General features: G+C 67.5%; 28 protein-coding genes. 7 read left to right on the top strand and 21 right to left on the bottom strand.

Going from position 1 to position 25,162, the window contains the following annotated elements; translation table 11 throughout:
* Positions 1 to 92: 92 nt before the first annotated feature.
* The 15 genes from nuoF to G6N34_RS16315 all read right to left on the bottom strand — a co-directional run bounded on the left by nuoF (position 93) and on the right by G6N34_RS16315 (position 13,665).
* Complete coding sequence (gene nuoF, locus G6N34_RS16385; RefSeq protein ID WP_085148413.1) at positions 93 to 1,418, bottom strand: NADH-quinone oxidoreductase subunit NuoF; 1,326 nt, start codon at positions 1,416 to 1,418, stop codon at positions 93 to 95.
* On the bottom strand, positions 1,419 to 2,153 hold the full coding sequence (gene nuoE / locus G6N34_RS16380; RefSeq protein WP_085148410.1) for an NADH-quinone oxidoreductase subunit NuoE: 735 nt from the start codon (positions 2,151 to 2,153) through the stop codon (positions 1,419 to 1,421).
* Complete coding sequence (gene nuoD, locus G6N34_RS16375) at positions 2,150 to 3,460, bottom strand: NADH dehydrogenase (quinone) subunit D (RefSeq protein ID WP_085148407.1); 1,311 nt, start codon at positions 3,458 to 3,460, stop codon at positions 2,150 to 2,152. The genes nuoE and nuoD overlap by 4 nt, the downstream gene beginning before the upstream one ends.
* The gene (locus G6N34_RS16370) at positions 3,460 to 4,140 is read right to left on the bottom strand and encodes an NADH-quinone oxidoreductase subunit C (protein ID WP_085148404.1); all 681 of its coding nucleotides are present in this window, start codon (positions 4,138 to 4,140) and stop codon (positions 3,460 to 3,462) included. Before G6N34_RS16370 ends, nuoD begins: the two co-directional genes overlap by 1 nt.
* On the bottom strand, positions 4,137 to 4,691 hold the full coding sequence (locus G6N34_RS16365; protein WP_085148401.1) for a NuoB/complex I 20 kDa subunit family protein: 555 nt from the start codon (positions 4,689 to 4,691) through the stop codon (positions 4,137 to 4,139). Before G6N34_RS16365 ends, G6N34_RS16370 begins: the two co-directional genes overlap by 4 nt.
* A gap of 2 nt (positions 4,692 to 4,693) precedes the next feature.
* Positions 4,694 to 5,053, bottom strand: a complete 360-nt coding sequence (locus tag G6N34_RS16360; protein ID WP_085148398.1) for an NADH-quinone oxidoreductase subunit A — start codon at positions 5,051 to 5,053, stop codon at positions 4,694 to 4,696.
* A gap of 169 nt (positions 5,054 to 5,222) precedes the next feature.
* A complete protein-coding gene (locus G6N34_RS16355) occupies positions 5,223 to 5,621 on the bottom strand; it encodes an Rv3143 family two-component system response regulator (RefSeq protein ID WP_085148396.1) in 399 nt (132 codons plus the stop codon).
* A gap of 60 nt (positions 5,622 to 5,681) precedes the next feature.
* Positions 5,682 to 6,068 carry a nuclear transport factor 2 family protein gene (locus G6N34_RS16350; protein WP_085148393.1) on the bottom strand — a complete coding sequence of 129 codons (387 nt, stop codon included), beginning with the start codon at positions 6,066 to 6,068 and terminating at the stop codon, positions 5,682 to 5,684.
* Between the two features lies 1 nt (position 6,069).
* Complete coding sequence (locus tag G6N34_RS16345) at positions 6,070 to 7,383, bottom strand: phosphotransferase family protein (RefSeq protein ID WP_085148390.1); 1,314 nt, start codon at positions 7,381 to 7,383, stop codon at positions 6,070 to 6,072.
* Complete coding sequence (locus G6N34_RS16340; protein ID WP_085148387.1) at positions 7,380 to 8,618, bottom strand: acyl-CoA dehydrogenase family protein; 1,239 nt, start codon at positions 8,616 to 8,618, stop codon at positions 7,380 to 7,382. Before G6N34_RS16340 ends, G6N34_RS16345 begins: the two co-directional genes overlap by 4 nt.
* A 25-nt stretch (positions 8,619 to 8,643) precedes the next feature.
* Positions 8,644 to 9,252, bottom strand: coding sequence for a TetR/AcrR family transcriptional regulator (locus G6N34_RS16335; protein WP_085148385.1), 609 nt, complete (start codon positions 9,250 to 9,252; stop codon positions 8,644 to 8,646).
* A 3-nt stretch (positions 9,253 to 9,255) separates the two neighbouring features.
* Positions 9,256 to 10,161: a hydroxymethylglutaryl-CoA lyase gene (locus G6N34_RS16330; RefSeq protein WP_085148382.1), complete on the bottom strand. Its 906-nt coding sequence runs from the start codon at positions 10,159 to 10,161 to the stop codon at positions 9,256 to 9,258.
* Positions 10,158 to 11,360, bottom strand: a complete 1,203-nt coding sequence (locus G6N34_RS16325) for a CaiB/BaiF CoA transferase family protein (RefSeq protein ID WP_085148380.1) — start codon at positions 11,358 to 11,360, stop codon at positions 10,158 to 10,160. Before G6N34_RS16325 ends, G6N34_RS16330 begins: the two co-directional genes overlap by 4 nt.
* Entirely contained in the window at positions 11,357 to 12,559 is a 1,203-nt protein-coding gene (locus G6N34_RS16320; RefSeq protein ID WP_085148378.1) for an alpha/beta hydrolase, read from the bottom strand. The genes G6N34_RS16325 and G6N34_RS16320 overlap by 4 nt, the downstream gene beginning before the upstream one ends.
* Before the next feature lie 2 nt (positions 12,560 to 12,561).
* A complete protein-coding gene (locus tag G6N34_RS16315) occupies positions 12,562 to 13,665 on the bottom strand; it encodes a homogentisate 1,2-dioxygenase (RefSeq protein ID WP_085148375.1) in 1,104 nt (367 codons plus the stop codon).
* Between the two features lie 134 nt (positions 13,666 to 13,799).
* Here G6N34_RS16315 and G6N34_RS16310 point away from each other — a divergent pair, with 134 nt between their 5' ends.
* Positions 13,800 to 14,186 (top strand): copper resistance CopC family protein, encoded by a 387-nt coding sequence (locus G6N34_RS16310; RefSeq protein ID WP_085148372.1) that lies wholly within the window; start codon positions 13,800 to 13,802, stop codon positions 14,184 to 14,186.
* Between the two features lie 4 nt (positions 14,187 to 14,190).
* Here the strand turns inward: G6N34_RS16310 and G6N34_RS16305 are convergent, their stop codons facing one another.
* Positions 14,191 to 14,754 (bottom strand): TetR/AcrR family transcriptional regulator, encoded by a 564-nt coding sequence (locus G6N34_RS16305; protein WP_085148369.1) that lies wholly within the window; start codon positions 14,752 to 14,754, stop codon positions 14,191 to 14,193.
* Positions 14,755 to 14,789: 35 nt separating this feature from the next.
* Between G6N34_RS16305 and G6N34_RS16300 the strand changes: the two genes are divergently transcribed.
* Both G6N34_RS16300 and G6N34_RS16295 read left to right on the top strand, forming a co-directional pair.
* Positions 14,790 to 15,788 carry an MDR family oxidoreductase gene (locus tag G6N34_RS16300; RefSeq protein WP_085149953.1) on the top strand — a complete coding sequence of 333 codons (999 nt, stop codon included), beginning with the start codon at positions 14,790 to 14,792 and terminating at the stop codon, positions 15,786 to 15,788.
* Positions 15,789 to 15,809: 21 nt separating this feature from the next.
* Complete coding sequence (locus G6N34_RS16295; RefSeq protein WP_085148366.1) at positions 15,810 to 16,670, top strand: oxidoreductase; 861 nt, start codon at positions 15,810 to 15,812, stop codon at positions 16,668 to 16,670.
* On the opposite strand, the gene G6N34_RS16290 is transcribed toward G6N34_RS16295, so the two are convergent.
* The 3 genes from G6N34_RS16290 to hisN form a co-directional block, all read right to left on the bottom strand.
* The gene (locus G6N34_RS16290; RefSeq protein ID WP_085148363.1) at positions 16,663 to 17,880 is read right to left on the bottom strand and encodes an acyl-CoA dehydrogenase family protein; all 1,218 of its coding nucleotides are present in this window, start codon (positions 17,878 to 17,880) and stop codon (positions 16,663 to 16,665) included. The genes G6N34_RS16295 and G6N34_RS16290 overlap by 8 nt on opposite strands.
* Positions 17,881 to 17,894: 14 nt before the next feature.
* The gene (locus G6N34_RS16285; RefSeq protein WP_085148361.1) at positions 17,895 to 19,268 is read right to left on the bottom strand and encodes an acyl-CoA dehydrogenase family protein; all 1,374 of its coding nucleotides are present in this window, start codon (positions 19,266 to 19,268) and stop codon (positions 17,895 to 17,897) included.
* Between the two features lie 72 nt (positions 19,269 to 19,340).
* Complete coding sequence (gene hisN / locus G6N34_RS16280; RefSeq protein ID WP_085148358.1) at positions 19,341 to 20,123, bottom strand: histidinol-phosphatase; 783 nt, start codon at positions 20,121 to 20,123, stop codon at positions 19,341 to 19,343.
* A 24-nt stretch (positions 20,124 to 20,147) separates the two neighbouring features.
* Here hisN and G6N34_RS16275 point away from each other — a divergent pair, with 24 nt between their 5' ends.
* Positions 20,148 to 20,501, top strand: coding sequence for a hypothetical protein (locus G6N34_RS16275; RefSeq protein ID WP_085149951.1), 354 nt, complete (start codon positions 20,148 to 20,150; stop codon positions 20,499 to 20,501).
* A 6-nt stretch (positions 20,502 to 20,507) separates the two neighbouring features.
* On the opposite strand, the gene G6N34_RS16270 is transcribed toward G6N34_RS16275, so the two are convergent.
* Both G6N34_RS16270 and G6N34_RS16265 read right to left on the bottom strand, forming a co-directional pair.
* The gene (locus G6N34_RS16270; protein ID WP_085148355.1) at positions 20,508 to 20,879 is read right to left on the bottom strand and encodes a group I truncated hemoglobin; all 372 of its coding nucleotides are present in this window, start codon (positions 20,877 to 20,879) and stop codon (positions 20,508 to 20,510) included.
* A gap of 68 nt (positions 20,880 to 20,947) precedes the next feature.
* Positions 20,948 to 22,333 (bottom strand): FAD-dependent oxidoreductase, encoded by a 1,386-nt coding sequence (locus tag G6N34_RS16265; protein ID WP_085148352.1) that lies wholly within the window; start codon positions 22,331 to 22,333, stop codon positions 20,948 to 20,950.
* A gap of 224 nt (positions 22,334 to 22,557) precedes the next feature.
* On the opposite strand from G6N34_RS16265, the gene prfB reads away from it, so the two are divergent.
* From prfB to G6N34_RS16250, 3 genes are read left to right on the top strand one after another with little or no spacing between them, the layout of a single operon-like run.
* Positions 22,558 to 23,670 (top strand): peptide chain release factor 2, encoded by a 1,113-nt coding sequence (prfB, locus tag G6N34_RS16260; RefSeq protein ID WP_085148349.1) that lies wholly within the window; start codon positions 22,558 to 22,560, stop codon positions 23,668 to 23,670.
* Complete coding sequence (locus G6N34_RS16255) at positions 23,663 to 24,661, top strand: mechanosensitive ion channel family protein (protein ID WP_179965768.1); 999 nt, start codon at positions 23,663 to 23,665, stop codon at positions 24,659 to 24,661. The genes prfB and G6N34_RS16255 overlap by 8 nt, the downstream gene beginning before the upstream one ends.
* Complete coding sequence (locus tag G6N34_RS16250) at positions 24,658 to 25,143, top strand: Rv3103c family proline-rich protein (RefSeq protein WP_085148346.1); 486 nt, start codon at positions 24,658 to 24,660, stop codon at positions 25,141 to 25,143. The genes G6N34_RS16255 and G6N34_RS16250 overlap by 4 nt, the downstream gene beginning before the upstream one ends.
* Positions 25,144 to 25,162 lie beyond the last annotated feature (19 nt).

Genomic DNA, 25,162 nt, shown 5'->3' with positions numbered 1-25,162 from the left:
CACACCCGCCTCCTCTCGCGAGCAGACGCAGAATCGCGTGATTTCGGTCCCAAGAGTGCGATTCTGTGTCTGCTCGGCAGTGGTGGTGACCGTCATGCGCCGACCCCTTCCGGTGTGGCGAGCATCGATGCGTACGGGTCGAACGGGCACACGACGCCCAGGTGGCTCTCGTACTCATCGCGGAACCAGTTGAGAGAACTCATGATCGGGCTGGCCGCACCATCACCGAGTGCGCAGAACGACTTGCCGAGGATCGTGTCGGAGATGTCGAGGAGCTTGTCGAGATCCTCGGCGGTGCCGCGACCGGTTTCGAGTCGCTCGTAGATCTGGGCCAGCCAGTAGGTGCCCTCGCGGCACGGCGTGCACTTGCCGCACGACTCGTGGGCGTAGAACTGAGTCCAGCGCCGCACCGCACGCACCACGCACGTCGTCTCGTCGAAGACCTGCAGAGCCTTGGTGCCCAGCATCGACCCAACCGAGGCCATACCCTCGTAGTCCAATGGCACGTCGAGGTGTTCGGCGGTCAGCAGCGGTGTGGACGAACCGCCGGGTGTCCAGAACTTCAGCTCGTGGCCGGCGCGGATCCCACCGGCATACGACAGCAGTTCGCGCAGCGTGATGCCCAGCGGCGCCTCGTACTGGCCGGGGTTGGTGACGTGGCCGGACAGCGAATACAGCGTGAAACCGGGTGATTTCTCCGTACCCATCGACTTGAACCAGTCCACGCCGCCGAGCAGCACGGGGGGCACCGACGCGATGGACTCGACGTTGTTGACCACCGTCGGGCATGCGTAGAGCCCCGCCACGGCTGGGAACGGAGGGCGCAGCCGGGGTTGTCCGCGGCGGCCTTCCAGCGAGTCGAGCAGCGCGGTCTCCTCGCCGCAGATGTAGGCCCCAGCGCCCGCATGCACGATCAGGTCGAGGTCGAAACCCGATCCGCCGATGTCGATGCCCAGATATCCGGCCTCGTAGGCTTCGGCCACCGCGGCCTGCAGCCGCCTCAGCACCGGCACCACCTCACCGCGCACATAGATGAACGCGTGCCGGGCCCGGATCGCGTAGGCGGCGATGATCGCGCCCTCCACGAGGAGATGCGGTGTGGTCATCATCAGTGGAATGTCTTTGCAGGTGCCGGGTTCTGACTCGTCGGCGTTGATCACCAGATAGTGCGGTTTGGCGCCCGCACCGGTGGTGTCCTGCGGGATGAACGACCACTTGGTGCCGGTGGGGAAGCCGGCGCCGCCTCGGCCGCGCAGACCCGACTCCTTGATCAGGGCGGTGACGTCGTCCGGCGGCATCTGCAGCGCGGTGCGCAATGCGCGGTATCCGTCGTGGTCGAGGTAGGTCTGCAGTGTCCAGGGCTGTTCGGCATCCCAGAACCGGCTCAGGACCGGGGTCAGCGGTGTCGGAGTGGGCATTCACTCTCCCGATTCGATTGCCGGTGCGGACATCTCCAGCGCCTGGGCCACCCGCAGTCCGGCCAGCGTGGCGGCCCCCGGACCGGTGCCGTCGGCTTCCCGCGCGGGATCGGACAACCCGGCCAGAGTGCGGGCGGTCTCGGTGAACGGACACACCACGCCGCCGCGGCTGGCTTGGACGGGCTCCTCGGAGCGCAGCGCGTCGGCCAGATCCGTTGCGCTGGCTGGTGTCTGGTTGTCGAAGAACTCCCAGTTGACCATCACGACGGGTGCGTAGTCGCAGGCCGCGTTGCATTCGATGTGTTCGAGGGTGATCAACTCGTCGGCCGTGGTCTGTCCAGGGTGGATGCCCAGATGGTTCTCCAGCGCCTCGAGGATCGCGTCGCCGCCCATGATCGCGCACAGCGTGTTGGTGCACACGCCCACCAGGTGCTTGCCGGTCGGGGTGCGCCGGTACATTGAGTAGAAGGTCGCGACCGCGGTGACCTCGGCGTCGGTCAACCCCAATTGCGCTGCGCAGAAGGAGATTCCGGCGGCGGTCAGGCAGCTGTCCTCGGACTGCACCAGATGCAGCAGCGGCAGCAGTGCCGAGCGGGCCTGCGGGTAGCGGGCGATGATCTCGGTGGCCTCGCCCCGCAGGCGTTCTTCGACGTCGGGCGGGTAGGTCAGCGCACCGCCGACGGGTGGCCCGGGTTCGTCGGGGGCCGGACCCAGGGTCAGGTCGATGACGGTCATCGGTCTACGCCTCCCATCACGGGGTCGATCGAGGCGACCGCGGAGATGACGTCGGCGACCATGCCGCCCTCACACATCGCCGCCACGGCCTGCAGGTTGGTGAACGACGGGTCGCGGTAGTGCACGCGGTAGGGCCGCGTCCCGCCGTCGGAGACCATGTGCACGCCCAATTCGCCGCGCGGCGACTCGACCGCCACGTAGCACTGCCCAGCCGGCACCCGGATACCCTCGGTCACCAGCTTGAAGTGGTGGATCAGGCCCTCCATCGAGGTGCCCATGATCTTGGCGATGTGCTCGGGACTGTTGCCCAGGCCGTCCGGGCCCAGGGTGAGGTCGGCGGGCCAGGCGAGCTTCTTGTCCTCGATCATCACCGGGCCAGGACGCAGGCGCTGCAGGCACTGCTCGACGATCTTGAGCGACTCCTTCATCTCCTCCACGCGGATGACGTAGCGGTCGTAGCAGTCGCAGTTCTCGCCGGTGATGACGTCGAAGTCATAGGTCTCGTATCCGCAGTACGGCTGTGACTTGCGCAGATCGTGCGGCAGCCCGGTCGAGCGCAGCACCGGTCCGGTGATCCCCAGCGCCATACATCCGGTCAGATCCAGGAAGCCGATGTCGCGGGTGCGGGCCTTCCAGATGGCGTTCTCGCGCAGCAGGCTCTCCAGCTCATCCAACTGGCCGGGCAGCGCATCCAGCAGCGCGGCCACCTGGTCCGCACCGTTGTCGGGGAGATCGGCGGCCAGTCCACCGGGCCGGATGAAGGCGTGGTTCATCCGCAGACCGGTGATGTTCTCGAACACCGTGAGGATCTCTTCGCGCCCTCGGAATCCGTAGAACATCGCGCTCATCGCGCCGAGTTCCATACCGCCGGTGGCCAGGGCGACCAGATGACTCGAGATTCGGTTGAGCTCCATGAGCATCACCCGAATCACGGTGGCGCGCTCGGGAATCTGATCGGTGATGCCGAGCAGCTTCTCTACGCCGAGGCAGTAGGCGGTCTCGTTGAAGAACGGGGACAGGTAGTCCATCCGGGTCACGAAGGTGACCCCCTGGGTCCAGTTGCGGTACTCGAGGTTCTTCTCGATGCCGGTGTGCAGATAGCCGATGCCGCAGCGGGCCTCGATGACGGTCTCGCCCTCGATCTCGAGGATCAGGCGCAGCACCCCGTGGGTGGAGGGGTGCTGTGGGCCCATGTTGACCACGATGCGGTCACCGGCTGAGGCGTTCGCGGCTTCGCGTGCCAGCGCGACGATCTCATCCCAGTCCTGACCGCCCAGGGTGACGGTGGTCTCGTGGGTGTCGGTCATCAGTGGTAGGCCCTCCGCTCATCTGGGGGCGGGATCTGCGCGCCGTGGTACTCCACCGGGACTCCGCCGAGTGGGTAGTCCTTGCGCTGCGGGTGCCCGTCCCAGTCGTCGGGCATCTCGATACGGGTCAGCCCGGGATGGCCGTCGAAGACGATCCCGAAGAAGTCGTAGGTCTCCCGTTCATGCCAGTCGGTGGTCGGGTACACCGAAAACAGCGACGGCACATGGGGATCGGAATCAGGGCAGGTGACTTCGAGCTGGATGCGCCGGTTGTGGGTGATGGACATCAGCGGATACACGGCGTGCAGTTCGCGGCCGGCGTCACCCGGGTAGTGCACGCCGGAGACCCCCGCGCAGAGCTCGAAGCGCAGTTCCGGATCGTCGCGCAGCGTCCGCGCGACGTCGGGCAGGCGGTCACGGCGAATCTCCAGGGTCAACTGGTCACGGTGCACCACGGCACGCTCGACTGCCGCGTCGAACGTCTGCCCCAGCGCCTGCTCCAGTCGATCCACAACGGCGTCGAAGTATCCGCCGTAGGGTCGGGGCGAGCCGCCGGGCAGTGACACCTCGCTGACCAGGCGGCCATATCCCGAGGTGTCGCCGCTGCCGCGCGCGCCGAACATGCCCCGGCGCACCCCGATCACCTCGGAGTCCCGGGGGTCCTCGGGACGGTCGCTCATTGGAGCAGCCCCTTCAACTCGATCGTGGTGGGGGCCGCGAGCGCGGCCTTCTCGGCGGCCGCCACGACCTCGTCGCGATGTACTCCGAGCGGCATCTCGGCGATCTTGGCGTGCAGCGCCAGGATGGCGTTGAGCAGCATCTCCGGCCGGGGCGGACAGCCCGGCAGGTAGATGTCGACGGGCACGATGTGGTCGACACCCTGCACGATCGCGTAGTTGTTGAACATGCCGCCCGAGGAGGCGCAGACCCCCATGGACAGCACCCACTTCGGTTCGGCCATCTGGTCGTAGACCTGCCGCAGCACCGGTGCCATCTTCTGACTGACCCGGCCTGCGACGATCATCAGGTCGGCCTGCCGCGGTGTGGCGGAGAACCGCTCCATGCCGAAGCGGGCGATGTCGAAGCGTGGGCCCGCCGTCGCCATCATCTCGATCGCGCAGCAGGCCAGGCCGAAGGTGGCCGGCCACAGCGAGCCCTTGCGCACAAACCCGGCGACCTTCTCCACCGTGGAGAGCAGAATCCCGCCGGGCAGCTGTTCTTCGAGTCCCATGTCTAATCCCAGTCCAGTCCGCCGCGCCGCCACACATACGCGTAGGCGACGAACACCGTCGCCATGAAGAGCCCCATTTCGACCAGCGCGAACGTGCCCAACTGGTCGAACGACACCGCCCAGGGGTAGAGGAACACGATCTCGATGTCGAAGACGATGAACAACATCGCGGTCAGATAGAACTTGATCGGGAACCGGCCCCCGCCGGGCGGCTGCCTGGCCGGTTCGATACCGCATTCGTAGGCTTCGAGTTTGGCTCGGTTGTATCTTCTCGGGCCGATCACCAGCGCGATCCCGACCGATCCCACCGCGAATGCGGCCGCGATGACCCCCAGGATGAGGATGGGCGTGTAGAGCTCCATACCGTACTGCGCTCCTCGCTCGGGCTGTCGATGTGAGCTACAACACAGCCTAGCGATCTTGACGGGGCACTCGCCGCATTTTCGTTACTATCGGCAGTGAGGGCGCGTCGGATGGCCGCAGATGGCGAACGGCCAAGGGTCTCAGGGTAATTCGCGTCGATTCACGCTGTCAGCTGAGGCTGGGGGAACGCAGCAGACTCACCACGGCCTCGCCCAGCGCAATGGGGTCAATCGGGTGCGGAACGGCCGCTTCTGCGCGTGACCAGCGGGCCAGCCAGGCGTCGTCGCGGCGGCCGGTCAGGACCAGGATCGGCGGGCAGTGCTCGATCTCGTCCTTGAGTTGTTTGGCGATGCCCAACCCCCCGGCGGGGGCGGCCTCACCGTCCAGGATGGCCAGATCCACGCCGCCGGCGTCCATGTGCTGAATCACCACGGGCGCGGTGGCCACCTCGAGATAGCTCAACTCAGGCAGTTCGGGGTGGATGCGCCTGCCCAGTGCGAGCATGACCTGCTCACGCGTGCGCGCGTTGTCGCTGTACACGAGCACGCGGACGGGACTGTCGGCCATGGGCCGATGCTACGGCGACTCCCGCTGCGACTGCGTGGTTTTCGGTATCAGACCGCGGTGTCAGTACAGCGCGGCCATATCGGCGGGGTCGAAGTACTCGTCGATGCGGCTGATCAGTCCGTTGGCGCCGAGCCTCACCACGATGCACACGCGCAGCGCGATCGCGGCGCCGTTCGTGCCCGTGGCGTGCAGGACGTGCTGCTGGACGAACCCGCCCTCGAACACCCGCCGGTCCAGCACCTCGTACCGGCGCCGCGAGGTGCGGTTGATGAACCAGGCCAGCACCCGAAGGGCCCGCTCGCGCTCGTTGTCTCGTTCGTCGCCGGCGTGCCACACCGCGATGTCGTCGTTGAACAGTTCCTCGATCAGGCCGACGTCGGTCTGCTCGATGGCGCGGAACAGCGTGTCGGCGACGTCAAGGATCGCCGGTTCATCCGTCACAGACATGTCACTCCTGTTCGTAGCCGGGGTGGGCCGCGGCCAGCCGGTGTCCGACCAGATAGCGCAGCGCCGGAAGCAGGTCGTCGGCGCGCTCGTCGAAGTCACCGCGGCGGATCGAGGCGGCCAACGCGGCCTCGTCGTCGGCGCCCAGGTCGGCGATCGCGGCCCTGACCGCCTCCGCTCCCGTCGACGTCAGCTCACGCTGCACCATCCGCAGCGCGTTGGCCGCGACGCGGGTGTGGAAGTTGACCTGGCCGGTGGTGGCGTCGCGGACGTCCTTGTCGAGGAAGTCGGCGACGGCCTCGAGGAGTTCGGCCGCGGTGGGCCGGCCGTGCAGGCCGGGGGAGTCGCGGTCCTCACCGGAATCCGCCGCGGTGACGAGCGGGGCGCCCAGGAGGTTGAGCAGGTCAAATTCGGTTTCGCAGACGCGGCGACCGATGGTCGCCAACTCCACCGAGGGTGCCTGCCCCGACAGGTGTCGCTGTGCCTGGAACCGGCAGATGATGCCCCACCGCAGGGTCGCCGACACCAGCCACCAGCGGAACTCGGTCCGGTCGATGGGCGCGCCGCCGGCCTGTTCGTAGGCGGTCACGAAATCCTCGATGCTGCCCAGGCCGCCCGCGTCCAGTTCCCGCGGCGCCCCGAATCGCCAGGCCCGGATGCAGAACCAGGCCAGATCCTCGGCCGGGTCGCCGGCGTGCACGAGCTCCCAGTCGAGCACCGCGGCCAGTTCGGAGCCGTCGACGATGAGGTTGCCCATCCGGAAGTCGCCGTGCACCAGGGTCGTGCGCAGGGACTTCGGGCGGTTGCGGTCCAGCCACCGGAACGCCCACTCGAACGTCGCGGTGGTGTCGTTCATGTCGTCGAGTTCGACGCGCCACTGGGCGAGTTGGTCGGTGTCGGACAGTTCGGCGTCGTTCGGATCGGCTCGGTGGATCGCGGCCAGTGCGGCGGCGCACTGCCGCAGCAGCTTGTCGCGGCCCGCGTCGTCGAGCGCACGCTGGATTCTGCGCACGATGGTCTCGCCCGCGATCGCCGAGCAGATCAGGTACGGATGTCCCAGCGGTTCAACGCTGTTCGACGACGCCAGTATCTCGGGCACCGGTGCGCCCTGCGCGCCCGCCAGCCGCTGCACCTGTGCCTCGAGTTCCATCCCCGCATGCACCTCGTCGGCCTCGCCGGTGCGCAGGATCAGGGGGCGCGCGCCGTCGGCCGTGCGGGCCGTGAACGCCCACGTGGTGCGACTGGCGCCACCGGTCAGCCGGGTCAGGTCCTCGATCTCGGCGCCGAGGACAGCGCTCAGCGCGTCCGCGAGACTCATTTGCGGCCGAACTTGAGCATGCGCTGCGCGACGCGGCGGATCTGGATCTCCTCGGCACCTTCGGTGATGCGATACCGGCGGTGGTGCCGGTAGATGTGCTCGAACGGTTCATGGCGGCTGTACCCGACGCCGCCATGGATCTGCATCGCGCGGTCGGCGGCCTCACACACCAGTCGGTTGGCGCGGTAGTTGGCCATCGACACCTTGTCGGAGACCTCCATGTGGTGGTCGCGGTCCAGATGCCACGCGGCGTAGTACACCAGCAGGCGCACCATCTGGGCCTCGGTCTGCAGTTCGGCCAGCGGCCACTGCACGGCCTGGTTCACGCTCAACGGCTTGCCGAACACCACGCGCTGTCCGGCGTAGTCCGCGGCCCGGTCGATGCAGTACTGGGCGGCGCCGAGGCTGCTGGCGGCCTGCCGGATGCGGTTCTCGTGCAGGAACGTCTGGCCCACAGCCAGTCCGTGGTCCACCTCGCCGAGCACCGCATCGGCGGGCACCCGCACGTCGTTGAGTTCGACCTCGCCGTGGTCGCTGGGCATGTTGAAGGTCCACCAGTAGTAGGGCACCTCGAAACCGGGGGTGTCGGTGGGCACCAGGAAGGCCGTGATGCCTTCTGCCTGTCCGTCCTCGCCGGACGTGCGGGCGAAGACCAGGTCGTGGGTGGCGCGGTGGACGCCGGTGTTCCAGCGCTTGGCGCCGTTGATCACCCATTCGTCGCCGTCGCGGACGGCGCGGGTCTCCAGCCACGTGGCGTCGCTGCCGTGGTTGGGTTCGGTCAGTCCGAAGGCCATCGAGCGCTCACCGGTGAGCATGGCCTCGATCCAGTCCTTCTTCTGCGCCTCGGTGCCGAACCGGGACATCATGATCACCTGCGGGAAATTGCCGACGATCGACGACTCGTCCTGCAGGTCGTTGTGCAGGCCCAGGCCCAGGTGGGCCAGGTGTTCGCGGATCACCGCCATGTCGAGGTTGGTGCCGTCCCGGCCGCCGAACTCCGACGGCAGGCCGTAGCGCAGCCACCCGGCGGCGTCGGCACGGCGGCGCATCTCGTCGAGCAGGTCCTCCCACTCCCGACGGGGGATGCCACCGTTCTCCAGGTCGGTGCGGGCGAATTCCCGGCGCCGGTCGAAGTACTGGATGTGCTCCCGTTCCAGGGGTCTGATCTCGGCTTCGATGAACTCGTCCATCTCGGCCAGCAAACCGGGCAGGTGGTCCGGCAGGGTGAAATCCACAGTGCTCCTTCGTCGTCGGTGACGTTCAGTGACCGTAGACGGTCTTTTTCCAGATTGTGGTCAGGGTGCGGATCGCGTCCTCATCCGTGCTGTGCACGCCGAGTGCGGCGGCATCCGGGCGCAGGTACACGACGGTGAAGCTCTCGAACAGCAGCGAGATCGCGAGCGCGATGTGATCGGGGTCCAGGTCGGCGCCGTAACCCTGCTCCTGCGCCCGCAGCACCGACGCGCGCACGATGTCCATGCCGAAGCGGCGGAACTCGTTCTGCACCTCGGCGAACCGCTGCTGTGTCGACCCGAGTTGGGCCACGGCCACCATGAGCCCCAGGTTCTGTTTGAAGATGTTCCAGTACCCGGTCACCGCGGTGGTGAAGAACTCGGTGTCGTCCGCGGATTCGGGAAGGCGCACCGGAAGACCGGACAGTACATCGCGCAGGAACGACTCGGCCAGCACCGCGAGCAGGTCCTCCTTGTCGTCGAAGTAGCGGTAGAACACCGCGGGGGACTTACCCGCGGCCGAGGTGATGTCGGCCAGCGTGGTGCCGTGGAAGCCGCGCTCGGCGAACAGCTTCCGCGCTGCCGCGGTGATGGCTTCGCGGGTCTGCTGTCCCTTGTTCGAGAGCGCTCGGGTCACAGCTCAGCCGATGATCCGGTCGCCGGCCCGCAGCAGCGAACTGGGCAGATCGTGACCGACGAGCCGTTGTGCGACCGCGGCCGCTTCAATGGCCTTCGGCAGGTCGACGTCGGTGCCGATGTCGCTGTCGCGCAGCAGGTACACCAGATCCTCAGTGGCGATGTTGCCGCTGGCGCCGGGCGCGAACGGGCAGCCACCCAACCCGCCCACTGAGGCGTCCAGGCGTGTGACGCCGGCCTGGACCGCTGCGAACGCGCTGGCCAGGCCCGCCCCGCGGGTGTTGTGGAAGTGCGCGCCCAGGGGCGTTCCTGCGAGGATGGGGCGCACCTGGCCGATCAACGTCTGGACCCGGCGCGGTGTAGCGGTGCCGATGGTGTCGGCGATCGCGATCCGGTCGACGCCGAGATCGACTGCGGCGGTGATGATGTCGAGCACCCGCTGGGATGCGGTGGGGCCGTCGAACGGGCAGTCCCATGCGGTGGCGACGATGACCTCCACCGAGGCGCCGCTGTCGTGCGCGATGCGGGCGACGTCGGCGATGGCGACCGTGGCGTCGGCGGTGCCGCGCCCGACGTTGGCCCGACTGTGGGCGTCGGAGGCCGACACCACGTACTCGATGGAGTTCAGGCCCGCGGCGATTGCACGTTTGGCGCCGTTGGGGCTGGCGACCAGTGCGGAGAACTCCACGTTGTCGAACCGTGTGAGTTCGGCCGCCAGGGCTTCGGCGTCGGCCAGGGCGGGAACCTTCGACGGCGACACGAACGCGGTGGCCTCGACTTCGCGGACACCGGTGGCCACCACGGCCTCCAGCAGTTCGATCTTGGCGGCCAGCGAGATCGGCTCCTCGATCTGCAGACCGTCGCGAAGACACACCTCGCGGATGTCGACATGGGCGGGCAGTTCGGTCATATCACTCCCTCGCTGTGCAGGCGCCTCAGTTCGTCGGCGGTGTGCCCCAGCAGGCCCACGTACACCTCGTCGTTGTGCTGGCCTGGCCGGGCCGATCCGGCGTTGCGGATGGTGCCGGGGGACTCTGAGAGCACCGGCACGACACCTGGACCCTTGACGTTACGCCCGATGCGCTCGTCGAAGTGGTCGGCGATCATGCCGCGGGCCTGCAGTTGGGGGTCGGCCACCACCTCGGCGACGGTGTTGATCGGTCCACTGATCACGCCCGCCTCCGACAGGATCGCGATGATCTCCTCGGGCTGACGCTGTGCGGCCCAGTCACCGATGATCTTGTCGAGCTCGTCCTGATTACGGCCTCGCGCAACATGATTGACGAACCGGTCATCGGTGGCCAGGTCGGGCTGGCCCATCGCCGAGCACAGGCGGCGGAACACGGTGTCCTGGTTGGCCGCGATCACCACCCAGCTGCCGTTGGCGCTCTGGTAGATGTTCGACGGCGCGATGCCCTCCAACCGGGTGCCCGACGGCCCGCGCACGACACCGCCGATGTCGTAGTCGGGGATCGTCGACTCCTGGATCGCCAGGCAGCTTTCGGTCAGCGCGGTGTCCACGATCTGGCCCTCGCCGGTGACGCTGCGCCGGTACAGCGCCGCCAGGGCGCCCTGGGTCGCGAACATCCCCGCCAGGCTGTCGCCCAGGGACAGCGCCAACCGGGGTGGCGGTCCGCCGGGGAAGCCGTTCATGTGCCGAAGCCCGCTGGCGGCCTCAGCCACCGAGGCGTACCCGGCCTTGCCTGCTTCGGGGCCGGTCTGGCCATAGCCGGACACGCGCACCAGGATGATGCCCTTATTGCGTTCGCGCAGAACGTCGTAACCCAGGTTCCACTTCTCGAGTGTGCCGGGCCGGAAGTTCTCCACGATGATGTCGGAGTTGTCCACCAACTCGAGGAACAGGTCTCGTCCGCGGTCGGTGCGCAGGTCCAGCGTGACAGCCTTCTTGTTGCGCGCGTGTACGGTCCAGAAGAAGTGGTGCCCGTCGAGTTCGGCCTGCCCCCAGGTGCGCAGCGGATCCGGCGCGGTGGGCAACTCGATCTTGATGACCTCGGCACCCATGTCGCCGAGCAGCCGGCCCGCGAACGGTCCGGAGATCAGCGTGCCGAGTTCGAGGACCCGGACGCCGTCGAGTGCACCGGCGGTCACAGCGAGAACCCGTGCCGGTGCAGCCAGTCCGTGCAGATGCCAACAGCCTGGCGCAGGGTGTCGCGCTGGTCAGGGCCGGCGTAGTAGTGGTTGGCGTCGGGGATCTCGGCCATCTCCTTGTCGGGGTGGCCGATGGCCTCGAACAGTCGACGGGTGTGGCTGGGGGTGCACGCGTCGTCGGCGAGGTTGCCGATCACCAGTGCGGGGATCGCGATGTCGGGGCCGGCCTTGACAGCATCGCCGTTGGCGTCGTCGTAGCTCCACTGGGAGAGCCAACTGCGCAGGGTGCAGAACCGGGCCAGTCCGACGGGGGAGTTGTTGACCACCTGGGGATCGCCGAGGTAACAGGTTCCGGGCTTGCGGTCGTTGGGGTCGACCGCGGGGTCGAGCCAGCGCGGATCGGCCATGGTGCCGTGCACCACGAACGCGAACTCGTCATCGGGCCGCCCGGAGGCTTTGATCTCCGCGAGCTTCTCTTTGACCCACTTGGTGATTCGCCGGTTACGGGCGATCTGGGCCTCACGGTAGCGCTCGAGGAACTCGGGCGTGTACGGCGGCTGATTCGGGTTGTCGGGGTTGTAGAGATCCAACTCGGGGTCGCGCTTGCTGGGGTCGGACTCGTCGAGGATCGAGGCGTCCAGCCATTCCGTCATGGTGCCGTGCCTGCTGATGTGCGCGGCCAGCAGCATGATGCCGTCGGCGGGGATCAGGCCCAGCTTGGTCAGGTCGGGACCGTCGCCCGACGGACTGGCCGTCACGGTCGGGTTCTGCGCCTGCTGCTGGTAGAACACCGACAGCGATCCACCGCCACTCCACCCGGCCAGCACCACCTTGGAGTAGCCGAGGCGGTTCTTGGCGTCCTTGATGCACTCGCCGAGGTCTTCGACCACCTTCTCCATCAGCAGAGCCGAGTCGGTGCCCCGGAACCGGCTGTTGCAGTAGATGACGTGATGCCCCGCCCGGGCCAGGGCGTTGATCATCGGAAGGTACGCGCCGCCACCGATCGGGTGCATGAACACCAGGACCGTATCGGACGGCTTTGGCCCGTTCTCGTCTCTGGGCTTGAGCAGGTAGCTCTCCAGCACCACGAGTTCGGCGACTCCGCCGTAGACGTCGCGGACCGCCGAATTGTTCTGGTAGGCAACCAGATAGGGGATGCGGTCGTACTTGTATGTGGTGCGGGTCTCGGTGGTGGTCATATTCAGTGCTGCCCCAAATCGTTGGCCAGGATCTCGTCGGAGGGAATCAGTCGGCGGCGGGTGTCGATCGCGATGACCGACCAGTCCACGCGGTCGTAGTCGTCGAACTTCCGCCGAGCGCGTTCGCGGGCCTTCTCGGGGGCGCCGTGGTGAACCCCCTGCGGCGCGTGCGAGAGCAGGCCGGGCGGCATCGGGATGCCGTAGAGCGAACCGCCGTGAAAGAACGCGATCTCGTCGTAGTCGACGTTGCGGTGGTACCAGGGCGTGCGTTCGGTGCCGGGGACGGTCTCAGCCGGTTTGGGCAGGAAGTTCATCACGTAGACACCGGTGGCCTGCATGAACAGGTGCACGGTGGGCGGCAGGTGCACACTCTCGGACGTGATGACGGTGTAGTCGTCGATGTTGAACGTGAACGGGAAGTTGTCCCCGCGCCAGCCTTCGACGTCCAGCGGATTATGTTGGTAGAAAAGAGAGGTCGTCCCGACCCCGTCGATGTCGGAATGGATGAGGCGCACCTCGTACTCGTCCCGCCCGTCGTCGTCGATGGGTTGGGGGTCCGGGATGATCACCTGGGCCGGGTCGAAGGGGAAGTGCCGGCCCAGTGTGCCTGCGGGTGGAACCCGGAACTCGTCGGTGGCCTGGATCATCAGGAGCGTGGTCTCCTCGGCCGGAATCTGCCGCCAGGTGCACGCCTTGGGGATGTAGATCCAGTCACCCACGCGGTAGTCGAGGGGGCCGAACTCGGTCTCCAGGGACCCCGAGCCCTTGTGCACGAAGGACAGCAGGTCGCCGTCGACGTAGCGGACGAAGAACGGCATGGGTTCGGTCCGCCGGGACAGCAGCACCAGGCAGTCGGCGTTGGAGAACAGCAGCATGGGTCTGCCGTGCGCGTCGGTGGCGTCGCTGGGTTTGAGTTCGGAACTCAGAACGTCGGTGGGGCGCAGGGGACCGACCGAACGGTAGGCGGTGGGGTCGTTGCGGCGATACATGTTGGCGGTGCGTCCGACGAACCCGCCGCGGCCTAATTCGTCGTCTTTGAGCCCGTCGAGATCGGCGTGGATGCGCTTTGGCGTCTTGCCTTTGCGCAGGTGGACGAACGATTCCATGGGCGAGTGCTCCCTCTCAGGCCTGCTCCGTAAAAAGTAAAACTGACATTACTTTCATCTTGGGGGGAGGTCAACAGTCGACCAGTTCCTCCCAACCCGGCACATTGGCGCAGGCCCGTCGGTACGGTTCGGCCATGCCGATCTGCGGGAGAACGATCGTTGCTGGCGCACTGGCTCTGGGGGCGGTCATCGGGTGGCCCACACCCGCGGCCGCGGACACGGCCCTGGTCGCGAGTTCGCCGCCGGCGGGCACAGTCCTGCATGTGGCGCCCACCCGCGTCACCGCGACCCTCGACCAACCCGTGGGCTCGTTCGCGACTCTCACGGTGGTCGGGCCCGACAGCTACACCTGGACGACGGGTCAGGTCGAGGTGTCGGGATCGCAGCTGTCGGCGCCGCTGATGCCGCTGCGGCATGTTGGCGGCTACACGGCGCGCTACCGTGCGCTCACCGTGGACGGGAATGAGGTGGCGGGGTCGTGGTCATTCATGGTGTCCGCGCCCGAGCTCGCGGGCCTGTGATCTCTCAGGGCCGGAGCATGAACTGCAGGAAGCGATCTCGCTGAGCCGTGGTCAGCGGGCTGGTCTTCTGGCCCGCGATCTGAAGGAAGCCGATTCCGGCCGCAAACGTGGTGTGCGCGCGCAGATCTGCCTCCTCGGCGGGAAATCCCAGATCTAGGAAGGCCTTACGCACGGTGTGCAGCACGCGGCGATCCGCCTCGTCGACGCTGGCGGCGACGTGGGCGTCGGTGCGAGCCCATTCGCGCATCGTGCGCTCGAGCTTCCAATGCCGCGGCGCCACCAGTGCGGTCATCAGGATCGACAAACGTTCGGCGGGGGCCTTGTCGTCGATGTCGTGATAGACGCGATGCTCCTCGCCGCGCTGCTGTGCCCAGGACTCGATCAGCGCGGTGCGGTAGCCGGCCATGTCGGTGAAATGCCAGTAGAAGCTGCCCTTGGTGACGCCGAGACGCTGACACAGGCGATCGATCTTGAGGGCTCCGATGCCCTCCTCCGCCAGGATCGTGTAACCCGCCTGAATCCAGTCGTCCACCGACCGCCGACCGGTGCCGGATTCGCGGGTTGTCATGGTGGCAGCCTACGGGGAGCGGCATGATGGCCGTCATGACGGGAATCAATGCGCTGGTCGCGCACGAGGACGCCGAACGGGGTGTGGTCCTGCGTCCCGAGGTGGTCGACGAGTCGTTCCTGCCCGATGGTGACGTCGAGATCGCGGTCGAGTATTCGGGCGTCAACTACAAAGACGCGCTCGCGGTCACCCCGAAAGCTGGAGTGGCCCGGTCCTATCCGCTGATACCCGGCATCGACGTCGTCGGCACCGTGTCCGCGAGTTCGTCGCCGGACTTCGCCGTGGGCGACACCGTGATCGCGCACGGCCAGGACATCGGCACCGGACGCCACGGCGGTTACGCGGAGGTGGCCCGCTACCCTGCCGACTACGTCGTCAAACTCGACGATCTCAGTGCGGCTGACGCGGCCGCGATCGGGACCGCGGGATTCACCGCGGCCATGAGCGTCAACGCCCTCAGTCGGCACGGCGTCGCACCGGGTGACGGTCCGGTTCTGGTCACCGGTGCCACCGGCGGCGTCGGCAGCATCGCCGTCGACCTGCTGGCGGGCCTGGGCTATGAGGTGGTGGCGTCGACCGGGAAGATCGGCGCGCAGGACCTGCTGAGTGGTCTCGGCGCGGCCGAGGTGATCGAGCGGATCCCCGGCCCCGATGACAAGATGCGCGCGCTGGGCCGGGCGCAGTGGGCCGCGGTGGTGGACTGCGTTGGCGGCAAGACTCTGGCCTACGCCCTGAGCACTCTGAAATATGCCGGTGTGGCGGCGATCTCAGGGCTGGCCGGGTCGGCCGATCTGCCCGCGACGGTGCACCCGTTCATCCTGCGTGGCGTGACGTTGGTCGGTATCGACTCGGTGCTGCTGCCGATCGAGAGCCGCCGCGCCGTGTGGCATCAGATCGAATCCGAGTTGCGCCCTCGCCACCTGGACCTCATCACCGCTGACGTGTCGGTGCTCGAGGTCCCCGAGGTGCTGCGCACGATCCTCGCGGGTGGCGTCACCGGCCGGACCCGAGTGGTGGTCCGGAATGGTTTCTGACCCTTCGGCGTTGGGTCGCACATGAGCTCAGATCGCTTTCCGCTCGGGCAGTTCACCGTCCACCGAGTCGGCTTCGGGGCCATGCAGTTGCCCGGGCCGGGAGTGTTCGGACCGCCACGCGACCACGGCGCCGCCATCGAGGTGCTGCGGCATGCGGTGCAAGCCGGTGTCGACCACATCGACACCGCGCAGTACTACGGTCCCAATGTCGCCAATCAGCTGATCCGCGAGGCCCTGCACCCCTATCCCGACAACCTGGCACTGGTCAGCAAGCTCGGCGCCCGACGGGACGACACCGGCGCCTGGCTGCCGATCGAACGACCGGCCGACCTGCGGGCCGACCTCGAGAGGAACCTCGAGACCCTGGGGGTGGACCGCCTCGCGGCGGTCAACCTGCGGGTGATGGAGGGCGAGAGGGCCGACGCTCTGTTCGACGAGCAGCTGGACGTGATGATCGCCGCGCGCGACGAGGGTCTGATCGGCGGCATCGGGCTGTCGAGCATCACCCTCGAGCACCTCACCCGCGCGTTGGACCGCACCGAGATCGTCTGCGTGCAGAACCCCTACAACCTGGTGGATCGCAGCTCACAGCCTGTGCTCGACGAAACTGCCCGGCGCGGTGTCGCTTTCGTGCCGTTCTTCCCGTTGGGATCGGCGTTCGTGGCCGACAATCCCGTCCTGGGCAACGCGATCGTCACCCAAGCCGCGGAGGACCTCGGTCACACGCCGGCCCAGATCGCGCTGGCCTGGACACTCGGCGTCGCACCCAACGTGCTGCTCATCCCGGGCACGTCGTCGGTGGGGCACCTCAAGGAGAACCTCGCGGTGGCCGACATCGAACTCGACGCGTCGCTGCGCGAGCGCCTCGACGCCGTTATTTGAGTTCGGCCGACGAGAGCCCCAGCAGACGGCGGGCCACCACAAGCTGCTGAATCTGCTGGGTGCCCTCGAAGATGTCCAGAATCTTCGAGTCGCGCGCCCATTTCTCCAGCAGGGTCTGCTCGGAATAGCCGACGGTGCCAGCCATTTCGACAGCCTTGAGCGTGATATCGCTGGCCACGCGGGCGGCCTTGGCCTTACCCATCGAGGCTTCCTTGGAGTTTGGGATCCGGTTGTCGGCCTGCCAGGCCGAACGCACGGTGAGCAGGTATCCGGCCTCCCAGTCGGCCTCCATCCGCAGGAACTCCGCGGCGGGTGCGCTCTGCGCGTGGGCCGGCTTGTCGTAGGAGATCTCGATGCCTGCGTCGGTGAGGATCTTGCGCAGGTCCTCCAAGGCGGCGCGGGCGACGCCGACGGCCATGGCCGCGACGATCGGGCGGGTGTTGTCGAAGGTCTCCATGACCCCGGCAAAACCCTTCTCCACGTGGATCTCCGGGTCGCCCAGCAGGTTGTCCTTGGGGATTCGGGCGTTGTCGAATCGGATCACCGCGGTGTCGGAGGCCTTGATGCCGAGCTTGTGCTCAAGGCGTTCGACGATCACCCCGGGATGCTCGCGGGGCACGATGAACGACTTGATCGCCGCGCGTCCCTTCGACTTGTCCAGCGTGGCCCACACGACGATGTGGCTCGCCCGCGAACCCGCGGTGACGAAGATCTTCTCGCCGTTGATGACGTACTCGTCGCCGTCGAGGGTCGCGGTGGTGGTGACCGCGGCGGAGTCGGAACCGAAGCTGGGCTCGGTGATCGCCATCGCCGCCCAGACGTTGCGGCCCAGGCGCTCAAGCTGTTCCGGGGTGGCCACCGACGAGATCGCGGCGTTGCCCAGACCCTGGCGGGGGACTGAGAGCAGCAGTGCGACGTCACCCCAGGAGATCTCCAGGGCATTCAACAGCGCAGACATGTTGCCGCCGTTGATGTTCGCCTTCTTGCCGTCGTCGGCGGTGTCCGCGAACGCCTCGGCGCCGGCGAACGAGATGGTCTTGGCCTCCGAGATGCCCTCGAACAGGTCGGCCAGGGTGTCCAGCTCGACCGGGTAGGCGTGCTCCTTGAGGTCGTACTTGCGGGAGACGGGCCGCAGCATCTCGGCAGCTCCCTGGTGGCCCTTCTCGATGACGGCCTGGAGCTTCTTCGGCATTTCCAGATTGATAGCCATGTTTTCCAGCCTTTCTAGAGGACGACCACGCCCTCGGCGACGCCGATTGCCCGCAGGTCGCGGTACCAGCGTTCGACGGGGTGTTCCTTGGTGTAGCCGTGGCCACCGAGCAGCTGGACGCCGTCGAGGCCGATCTGCATTCCCTTGTCGGAACCGAGCTTTCGTGCCAGCGCGGCCTCGCGGGCGAAGGGGAGACCCTGTTCGGCGCGGCTCGCACCGCGCCAGGTGATCAGGCGCAGCCCGTCGAGTTCGATCGCGATGTTGGCCGCCATGAACGCCACCGACTGGCGGTGTGCGATGGGCTCGCCGAACGCCTGCCGCTCCTTGATGTAGGGGATGACGTAGTCGAGCACGGCGTGCGACGTGCCGACCGCCAGGGCGGCCCAGCCCAGTCGAGACAGCGCCATGGCCTCGGAGTAGTTCTGCGCGTGCTCAGACTCGGAGATGTCCTCGCCGAGGCGTGCGCTCAGCGGAACGCTGACCTTGTTCAGTTCAACCTGGCCGAGCGCCGCGGCGCGGATGCCCATGCTCGGGTCGGCCTTGACGGTCAGCCCCTCGCTGGCCGCCTCGACGAGGAACAGCGAAGGCCTTCCGTTGAACTGCGCGGCGATGATGAACACCTCCGCGTTCGCCGCGGCAGGCACCAGCGACTTCACGCCGTCGAGGCGGTAGCCACTCGGGGTGCGCACTGCGGTGGTCCTCAGAGAGGTCGGGTCGAACAGAGCGTGCGGTTCGGCGATGGCCACACATGCCTGCGGCACGTTCTCGCCCGCGAACTCACGCAGGTAGGTGGCCTGCTGGTCGGCGCTGCCCCAGTGGGTCAGGGCCGACGCGACGCCGCCCGGGGCCAGGATCGGCAGCGCCAGACCCATGTCCCCGTAGGCCAGGGCCTCGGCCACCAGGGCGTTGGTGATCGTCGAGCGGTGCTCGGCGATGCCGTCGAAGTCCTCGGGAATGTTGATCGCGGTGACGCCGAGTTCCGCGGCCTTGGTCAGCAGGTCGGCCGGATACTGCGCGGCATCGTCGGCGTCGTACGCGGCGGGGCGCAGGATCTCCTCGGCGAACTCCTTGACCGTCTCGACGATCATCTTCTGGTCGTCGTCGGGAGTGAGGTCGAAGTAGTCCGATGCCTTCTCGGAGCGACTCGACGCCAGGCGGGTGGGCGCCTTGCCGATGCCCTGCACGCGCTTGAACTGACGAGTCGTGGCGCCTGCGGCCGAGAACGCGGTCCTGACGCCGTAGCGCAGGCCGCGGTTGAACGGGTCGCGCAGGTTGTACTTGTCGAGCAACTCCTGGCCCACGATCGGCATGATCAGAGCCAGGCCGATGTCAGTCGCCGTGCGCTTGTGCTTCTTCAGACCGACAGCACTCTCATGGTTATTCATCATCAGCCTCTGCGGTAGGTGTGTGAACAACCGTATCTTACTCCGAAGTAAGGTCCGAGCCGACTGTTACCTAACTCACACGGTTCGCAGCCGTTCGACCACCTGATCGTGCAGCAGTCCGTTGGTGGCCAACGCGCTGCCGCCGTGGGGCCCATCCTGGCCATCGATGCTGGTGAACGCGCCGCCGGCCTCGCGCACGATGACGTCGAGCGGGGCCAGGTCCCAGAGCTTCACCTCGGGCTCGACCGCGATGTCGACGGCGCCCTCGGCGACCATGCAGTACGACCAGAAATCCCCGTACGCCCGTACACGCCACACCTCGTCGGTCAGTGCGATGAATGTGTCGCGGCGGTCCTCCCATCCCGTGGTGAGGTCGGAGTAGGACAGGCTCGCGGCGTCCAACTCCGCGACCGCCGACACCGACAGCGCGCGCTGAGTGCCGTTGAAGGAGCCGAACGCGCCCTCGCCCTTCGCGGCCCACCATCGGCGGCCCAACGCCGGGGCGCTGACCACGCCGACCACCGGCTCGCCGTCCTCGAGCAGCGCGAGGAGCGTGCACCAGACCGGGACGCCGCGCACGAAGTTCTTGGTGCCGTCGATGGGGTCGATGACCCACTGCCTGCCGACGAGCGAGGGGTCGCCGCCGAACTCCTCGCCGAAGATCGCGTCGCCGGGTCGCTGCCGCGACAGCGCCTCGCGCAGCCGCTCCTCGGCGGACTGATCGGCGTCGGTCACCGGGGTCAGATCCGGTTTTGTGTCGATGCGCAGGTCGAGTGCGCCGAAGCGGGCCATCGTGATGTCGTCGGCCTGGTCGGCGAGTTCAAGCGCCAAGGAAAGGTCCTGCTGGTATCCACCCATGACTGGAGTCCTACCATGAGCAGCGTGTGGGAAATCTTTGTCCTGCTGCTTCTCGTCGGGGCGCTGGTGCTGATCATCGGTCCGCGGTTCATGAAGCGCGGACCACGGCCGGGGTCCGCCCTCGCCTACGGGACGTTGTTGGTGACCGGCGTGAGCCCTCGGCCAGACGTGGACGGTGAACAGTTCGTCACCATCACCGGTGTCATCAGCGGGCCCACGGTCCGCGAGCATGTCGTCTATCAGCGACTCGCCCTCGATGTGAACAACTGGCCGACGATGGGTCAGCTGTTCGACGTCGCCTACTCGCCGAAGAACCCGGACAACTGGCGGTTCGCCTCGCCCGAGGAGTCGGCCAGCCCCGAACCGCCGCTCAACTAGGCGGCGTCAGCCCGCGCGGGCGGCGGACCCCGGCGCGATCTCGTCCTTCAGGGGTGCCAGCGTGGCGCCGATGGCTCCGATGGTCGCCTCGGGCACACCGAGTGCGGCCAGAGTCGCCACCAGGTGCTCGACGACGCGATCGAAATCGGCCGGATCAATGTCGAGGCGCGCATGTGCCTCGCGCATCGTGCGCCCGAGATAGGGCGCCGGTCCGCCTATCGCTGCCGAGATGAACGCCCGCTGATGACGCTTGAGCCGGCTCACGTCGGTGCCCTCGAAGTAGCCCGAAAGCTGGGGATCGCCGAGGACTCGTGCGTAGAAATCGTCGACGGCCACCGAAACCGCACTCGCGCCGCCGATCTCGTCGTAGATGCTCATCGCCCCAGCATCCGGCGACGGCGTTACGAACCGATGGCGTCGCGACTGCCGACCCCGTTACGAAGTGCTCACTGCGCCGTGTGCCCGATACGCAACAGCTCGGCCACGCTGGTGAGCTTCACGCGCGGCCTGCCGTGCGGTTCACCGGAGGCGCGTTCGTGCGCGTCGATCACGCGCCAGTGGTCGTCGGTCACCAGGGCCGGTTGGCGCGACAGCAGCCAGCGGGCGAGATCCTCGCCGCGGTCGCCGGACACCTCGTGCCCTCCACGCTCGGACAGGCCCTCCAACAGCAGCGTGACCGTGTCGGCCGAGTCCTTCTTGTTGCTGCCGATCACCCCTGACGGGCCCCGTTTGATCCACCCGACCACGTACTCGTTGCTGCTGCCGTCGACTCGGCCGTCGGTGTTGGGGATGATTCCGCTGCGCTCGTCGAACGGCAGGCCGGGGATGGGGCGACCGCGGTAGCCGACGGCGCGCACCACGAGTTGGGTGGGCAGTTCCTCACGCTCGCCGGTGTCCCTGGCCGCGACGCGCCCGTTCTCGTCGGTGACGAGTTCGTTGCGGCCCAACACAATCGACTCGACGCGGTCGGTGCCCTTGATCTCGATCGGCGACGTCCGGAAACGGAACACGATCCGCCGGTGCCCGGGGGTGGGCTCACGGTCGAGATAGCTCCGCAGCACCTTGACGTTCTGCTTGACGGTCTTGCCCGCAGCCTCGAGATCCTCGTCGGTGATGGCGGCGAAGTCGGACGGGTCGAGGACGACGTCGACGTCTTCGAGGCCCTTCATGGCACCGAGTTCGCGGAGTTCCAGCGTCGTGAACGGTGCCTGAAGGGGGCCGCGCCGGCCGATCACCACGACCTCCTGGACGGCACCGCCGTGCAGTGACTTCAGCGCGTGGTCGGCGATGTCGGTCACGCCGAGGGCCGCCGGATCGGTGACGAGGATGCGCGCCACGTCGAGGGCGACGTTGCCGTTGCCGACCACGACGGCGCGCCCGCCGGAGAGGTCGGGCGCCATCTGCTCGAAGTGCGGGTGCGCGTTGTACCAACCGACGAAGTCGACGGCCGCCACGCTGCCGGGCAGGTCCTCACCCGGGATGCCCAGCGGTCGGTCGGACTGCGCCCCGATCGCGTACACCACCGCGTCGTATTTCTCGGCGAGTTCGGCGGCCGTGACGTGCTCTCCGACGGTGATGTTGCCGAAGAACCGGAACCGCGGATCGGCGGACGTCTTCTCGAACTGTGCACTGATGGTCTTGATCTTCGGGTGGTCCGGTGCCACGCCCGAACGGACCAGGCCCCACGGGGTGGGCAGCATCTCGAGCATGTCGACGAACACCTCCGGACCAGCGGAGTCGTCGCCTCCCGCCTTCAGCAGAGCCGCTGCGGCGAAGAACCCGGAGGGTCCGGCGCCGACGATCGCCACGTGGAAGGGACGGGAATCAGGCATGGAGGATGTGCTTCCTGTCGAAGCCGGGCCGTGTGCAGGAGGGCTGTCCCGCGCGGTCGCGGCGCATTGACTGCCGCGCATGCGACCCTGGCCGGTACGTGGGCTGAACCGGCCAGGCTGTGGGGTCGCGCGCTGCCAAAAGTGATTACAGATTGGATGTTAATCGGCACGGTAGACCGCCGCCCGTAGTAAGCCGAACCGGCACGCCGGTAACCTGAACAGCCGTGGACCTCGACCGTCAAAACGATATCGCCGCGCTGGACACCACTCTGACCACCGTGGAGCGAGTGCTCGACGTCGAAGGCCTTCGCGATCGCATCGCCAAGCTCGAACACGAGGCCTCCGACCCGAAGCTCTGGGACGACCAGACTCGCGCCCAGAAGGTGACCAGCGAGCTGTCCCACACCCAGGGTGAACTGCGCCGCGTCGAAGAACTGCGTCAGCGCGTCGACGACCTGCCGGTGCTCTACGAAATCGCCGAAGAGGAAAGTGGGGCGGACGCGGAGAGCGCCGTCGCCGAGGCCGACGCCGAATTGGCGAAGCTCCGCGAGGACATCGAGGCCTTGGAGGTCCGCACGCTGCTGTCCGGGGAGTACGACGAGCGCGAGGCCGTCGTCACCATCCGTTCCGGCGCCGGCGGTGTGGACGCCGCGGACTGGGCCGAGATGCTGATGCGGATGTACATCCGCTGGGCGGAGAAGCACGACTATCCCGTCGAGGTCTTCGACACCTCCTACGCCGAGGAGGCGGGCATCAAGAGCGCGACCTTCGCGGTGCACGCGCCGTTCGCCTACGGCACGCTGTCGGTCGAACAGGGCACGCACCGACTGGTGCGGATCAGCCCGTTCGACAACCAGAGCCGTCGGCAGACCTCCTTCGCCGACGTCGAGGTGCTGCCCGTCGTCGAGACCACCGACCACATCGAGATCCCCGAGGGCGACCTGCGCGTCGACGTCTACCGGTCCAGTGGTCCCGGTGGTCAGTCGGTCAACACCACCGACTCGGCGGTCCGGCTCACACACATCCCGACCGGCATCGTGGTGACGTGCCAGAACGAGAAGTCACAGCTGCAGAACAAGGTGTCCGCGATGCGGGTTCTGCAGGCGAAGCTCTTGGAGCGCAAGCGCTTGGAGGAGCGCGCCGAGATGGACGCGCTCAAGGGCGACGGCGGCAGTTCGTGGGGCACCCAGATGCGGTCCTACGTCCTGCAGCCCTACCAGATGGTCAAGGACCTGCGGACGGACTACGAAGTGGGCAACCCGGGGTCTGTCCTCGACGGTGACATCGACGGCTTCCTCGAAGCCGGCATCCGATGGCGCAACAGGAAGGATGACTGACATCTCCTCAGCCAGTCTCCTGGCATTCGACTGGGACCAGAAGTGGCACAACTTCTGGACCGGCGCCGTGGGCGAATGGATGCTGACGCGCGGTCTGCGGATCGGGATGCTGATCATCGGCGCGGTGCTGATCGCCCGCCTGGTCAGTTGGGCCGCACAGCGGATCACCCAGCGCATCGACGCCGACTTCCAGGAGAGCGACGCCCTGGTCCGCTCGGAGACGGCCAAGCACCGGCAGGCGGTCGCGTCGGTCATCTCGTGGGTGACCATCGCGCTGCTGTGCGTCATGGTCTTCGTCCAGCTCACCGAGATCCTGGCGATTCCCGTCGCGTCATTGGTGGCGCCCGCCGCGGTGCTGGGCGCCGCGCTCGGTTTCGGCGCGCAACGCCTGGTCCAGGACCTGCTGTCGGGATTCTTCATCATCACCGAGAAGCAGTACGGGTTCGGTGACCTGGTCGCGCTGACGGTGACCAGCGTGGCGCTCCCGGCCGAGGGCACGGTTATCGATGTCACCCTGCGGGTGACCAAGCTGCGGTCCTCGGAGGGCGAGGTGCTCACAATCCCGAACGGTCAGATCGTCAAGACCGTCAACCTGTCCAAGGACTGGGCGCGGGCCGTCGTCGATGTCCCGGTGCCGACGAGCGCCGACCTCAACCTCGTCAACGACGTGCTGCACCGGGTGTGTGAGGCGTCGATCAAGGACCCGGTCATGAAGGACCTGCTGCTCGACGCGCCGCAGTTGATGGGCGTCGAGAGCATCGAGTTGGACAACGTCAACCTGCGCATCGTCGCGCGCACGCTGCCCGGCAAGCAGTTCGAGGTCGGCCGCAGGCTGCGCGTGCTGGTGATCGCCGCGCTGGCCCGCAACGGCATCGTGACGACCGCCGAGACCAGACCCATGGTGGGCGCCATCGTGCATCCGGCCACCTCCGCCGGCGCTGAAGAGGAGACCCAGGGCTCCCACCCGTCGCAGCAGGAGGAGCGGCGATGAAGTTCACGCTGATCGGCCGCCGTGAGGGCGAGCATCGGCGCTGGCCGGTTTATGTGCTCGGGTGGATGCGCACGTCGACGATCGTGCTGATCATCGCTTTCTTCGCGCTGTGGTGGGTCTACGACAACTACTCACCCTCGCCCGAACCGAGGCCGGCACCCGGTTCGCAGGTGGTGCCGCCGGGCTTCGTGCCGGATCCGGCCTACACCTGGGTGCCGCGCACCATCGTCGAGGCGCCGCGCGTGACGACGACGACTCCCACCACCACCACGACGACCACCACGACGCCGTCGCCTGAGCCCACCACCGACACGGACGCGCCCGTCCCCGACGGCGGGCCGACCGACACAGGCGAACCGCCGACGCCCACGACGCCCACGACGCCCACGCCGGCGCCCAATCCGTTCTTCCCGGTTCCGCCGACGACCACCCCCGTTCTGCCGGGCCCGGTCCCGTCGCCGACACTGCCCCGCGCGGAATAACGGCGCTCGGGACTACCCC

Origin of the sequence: Mycolicibacterium confluentis, assembly GCF_010729895.1 — a bacterium.
In the GTDB taxonomy this organism is placed as follows: domain Bacteria; phylum Actinomycetota; class Actinomycetes; order Mycobacteriales; family Mycobacteriaceae; genus Mycobacterium; species Mycobacterium confluentis.
Note: the sequence above shows the minus strand (reverse complement) of the source record. Positions and strands in the feature narration are given on the sequence as shown.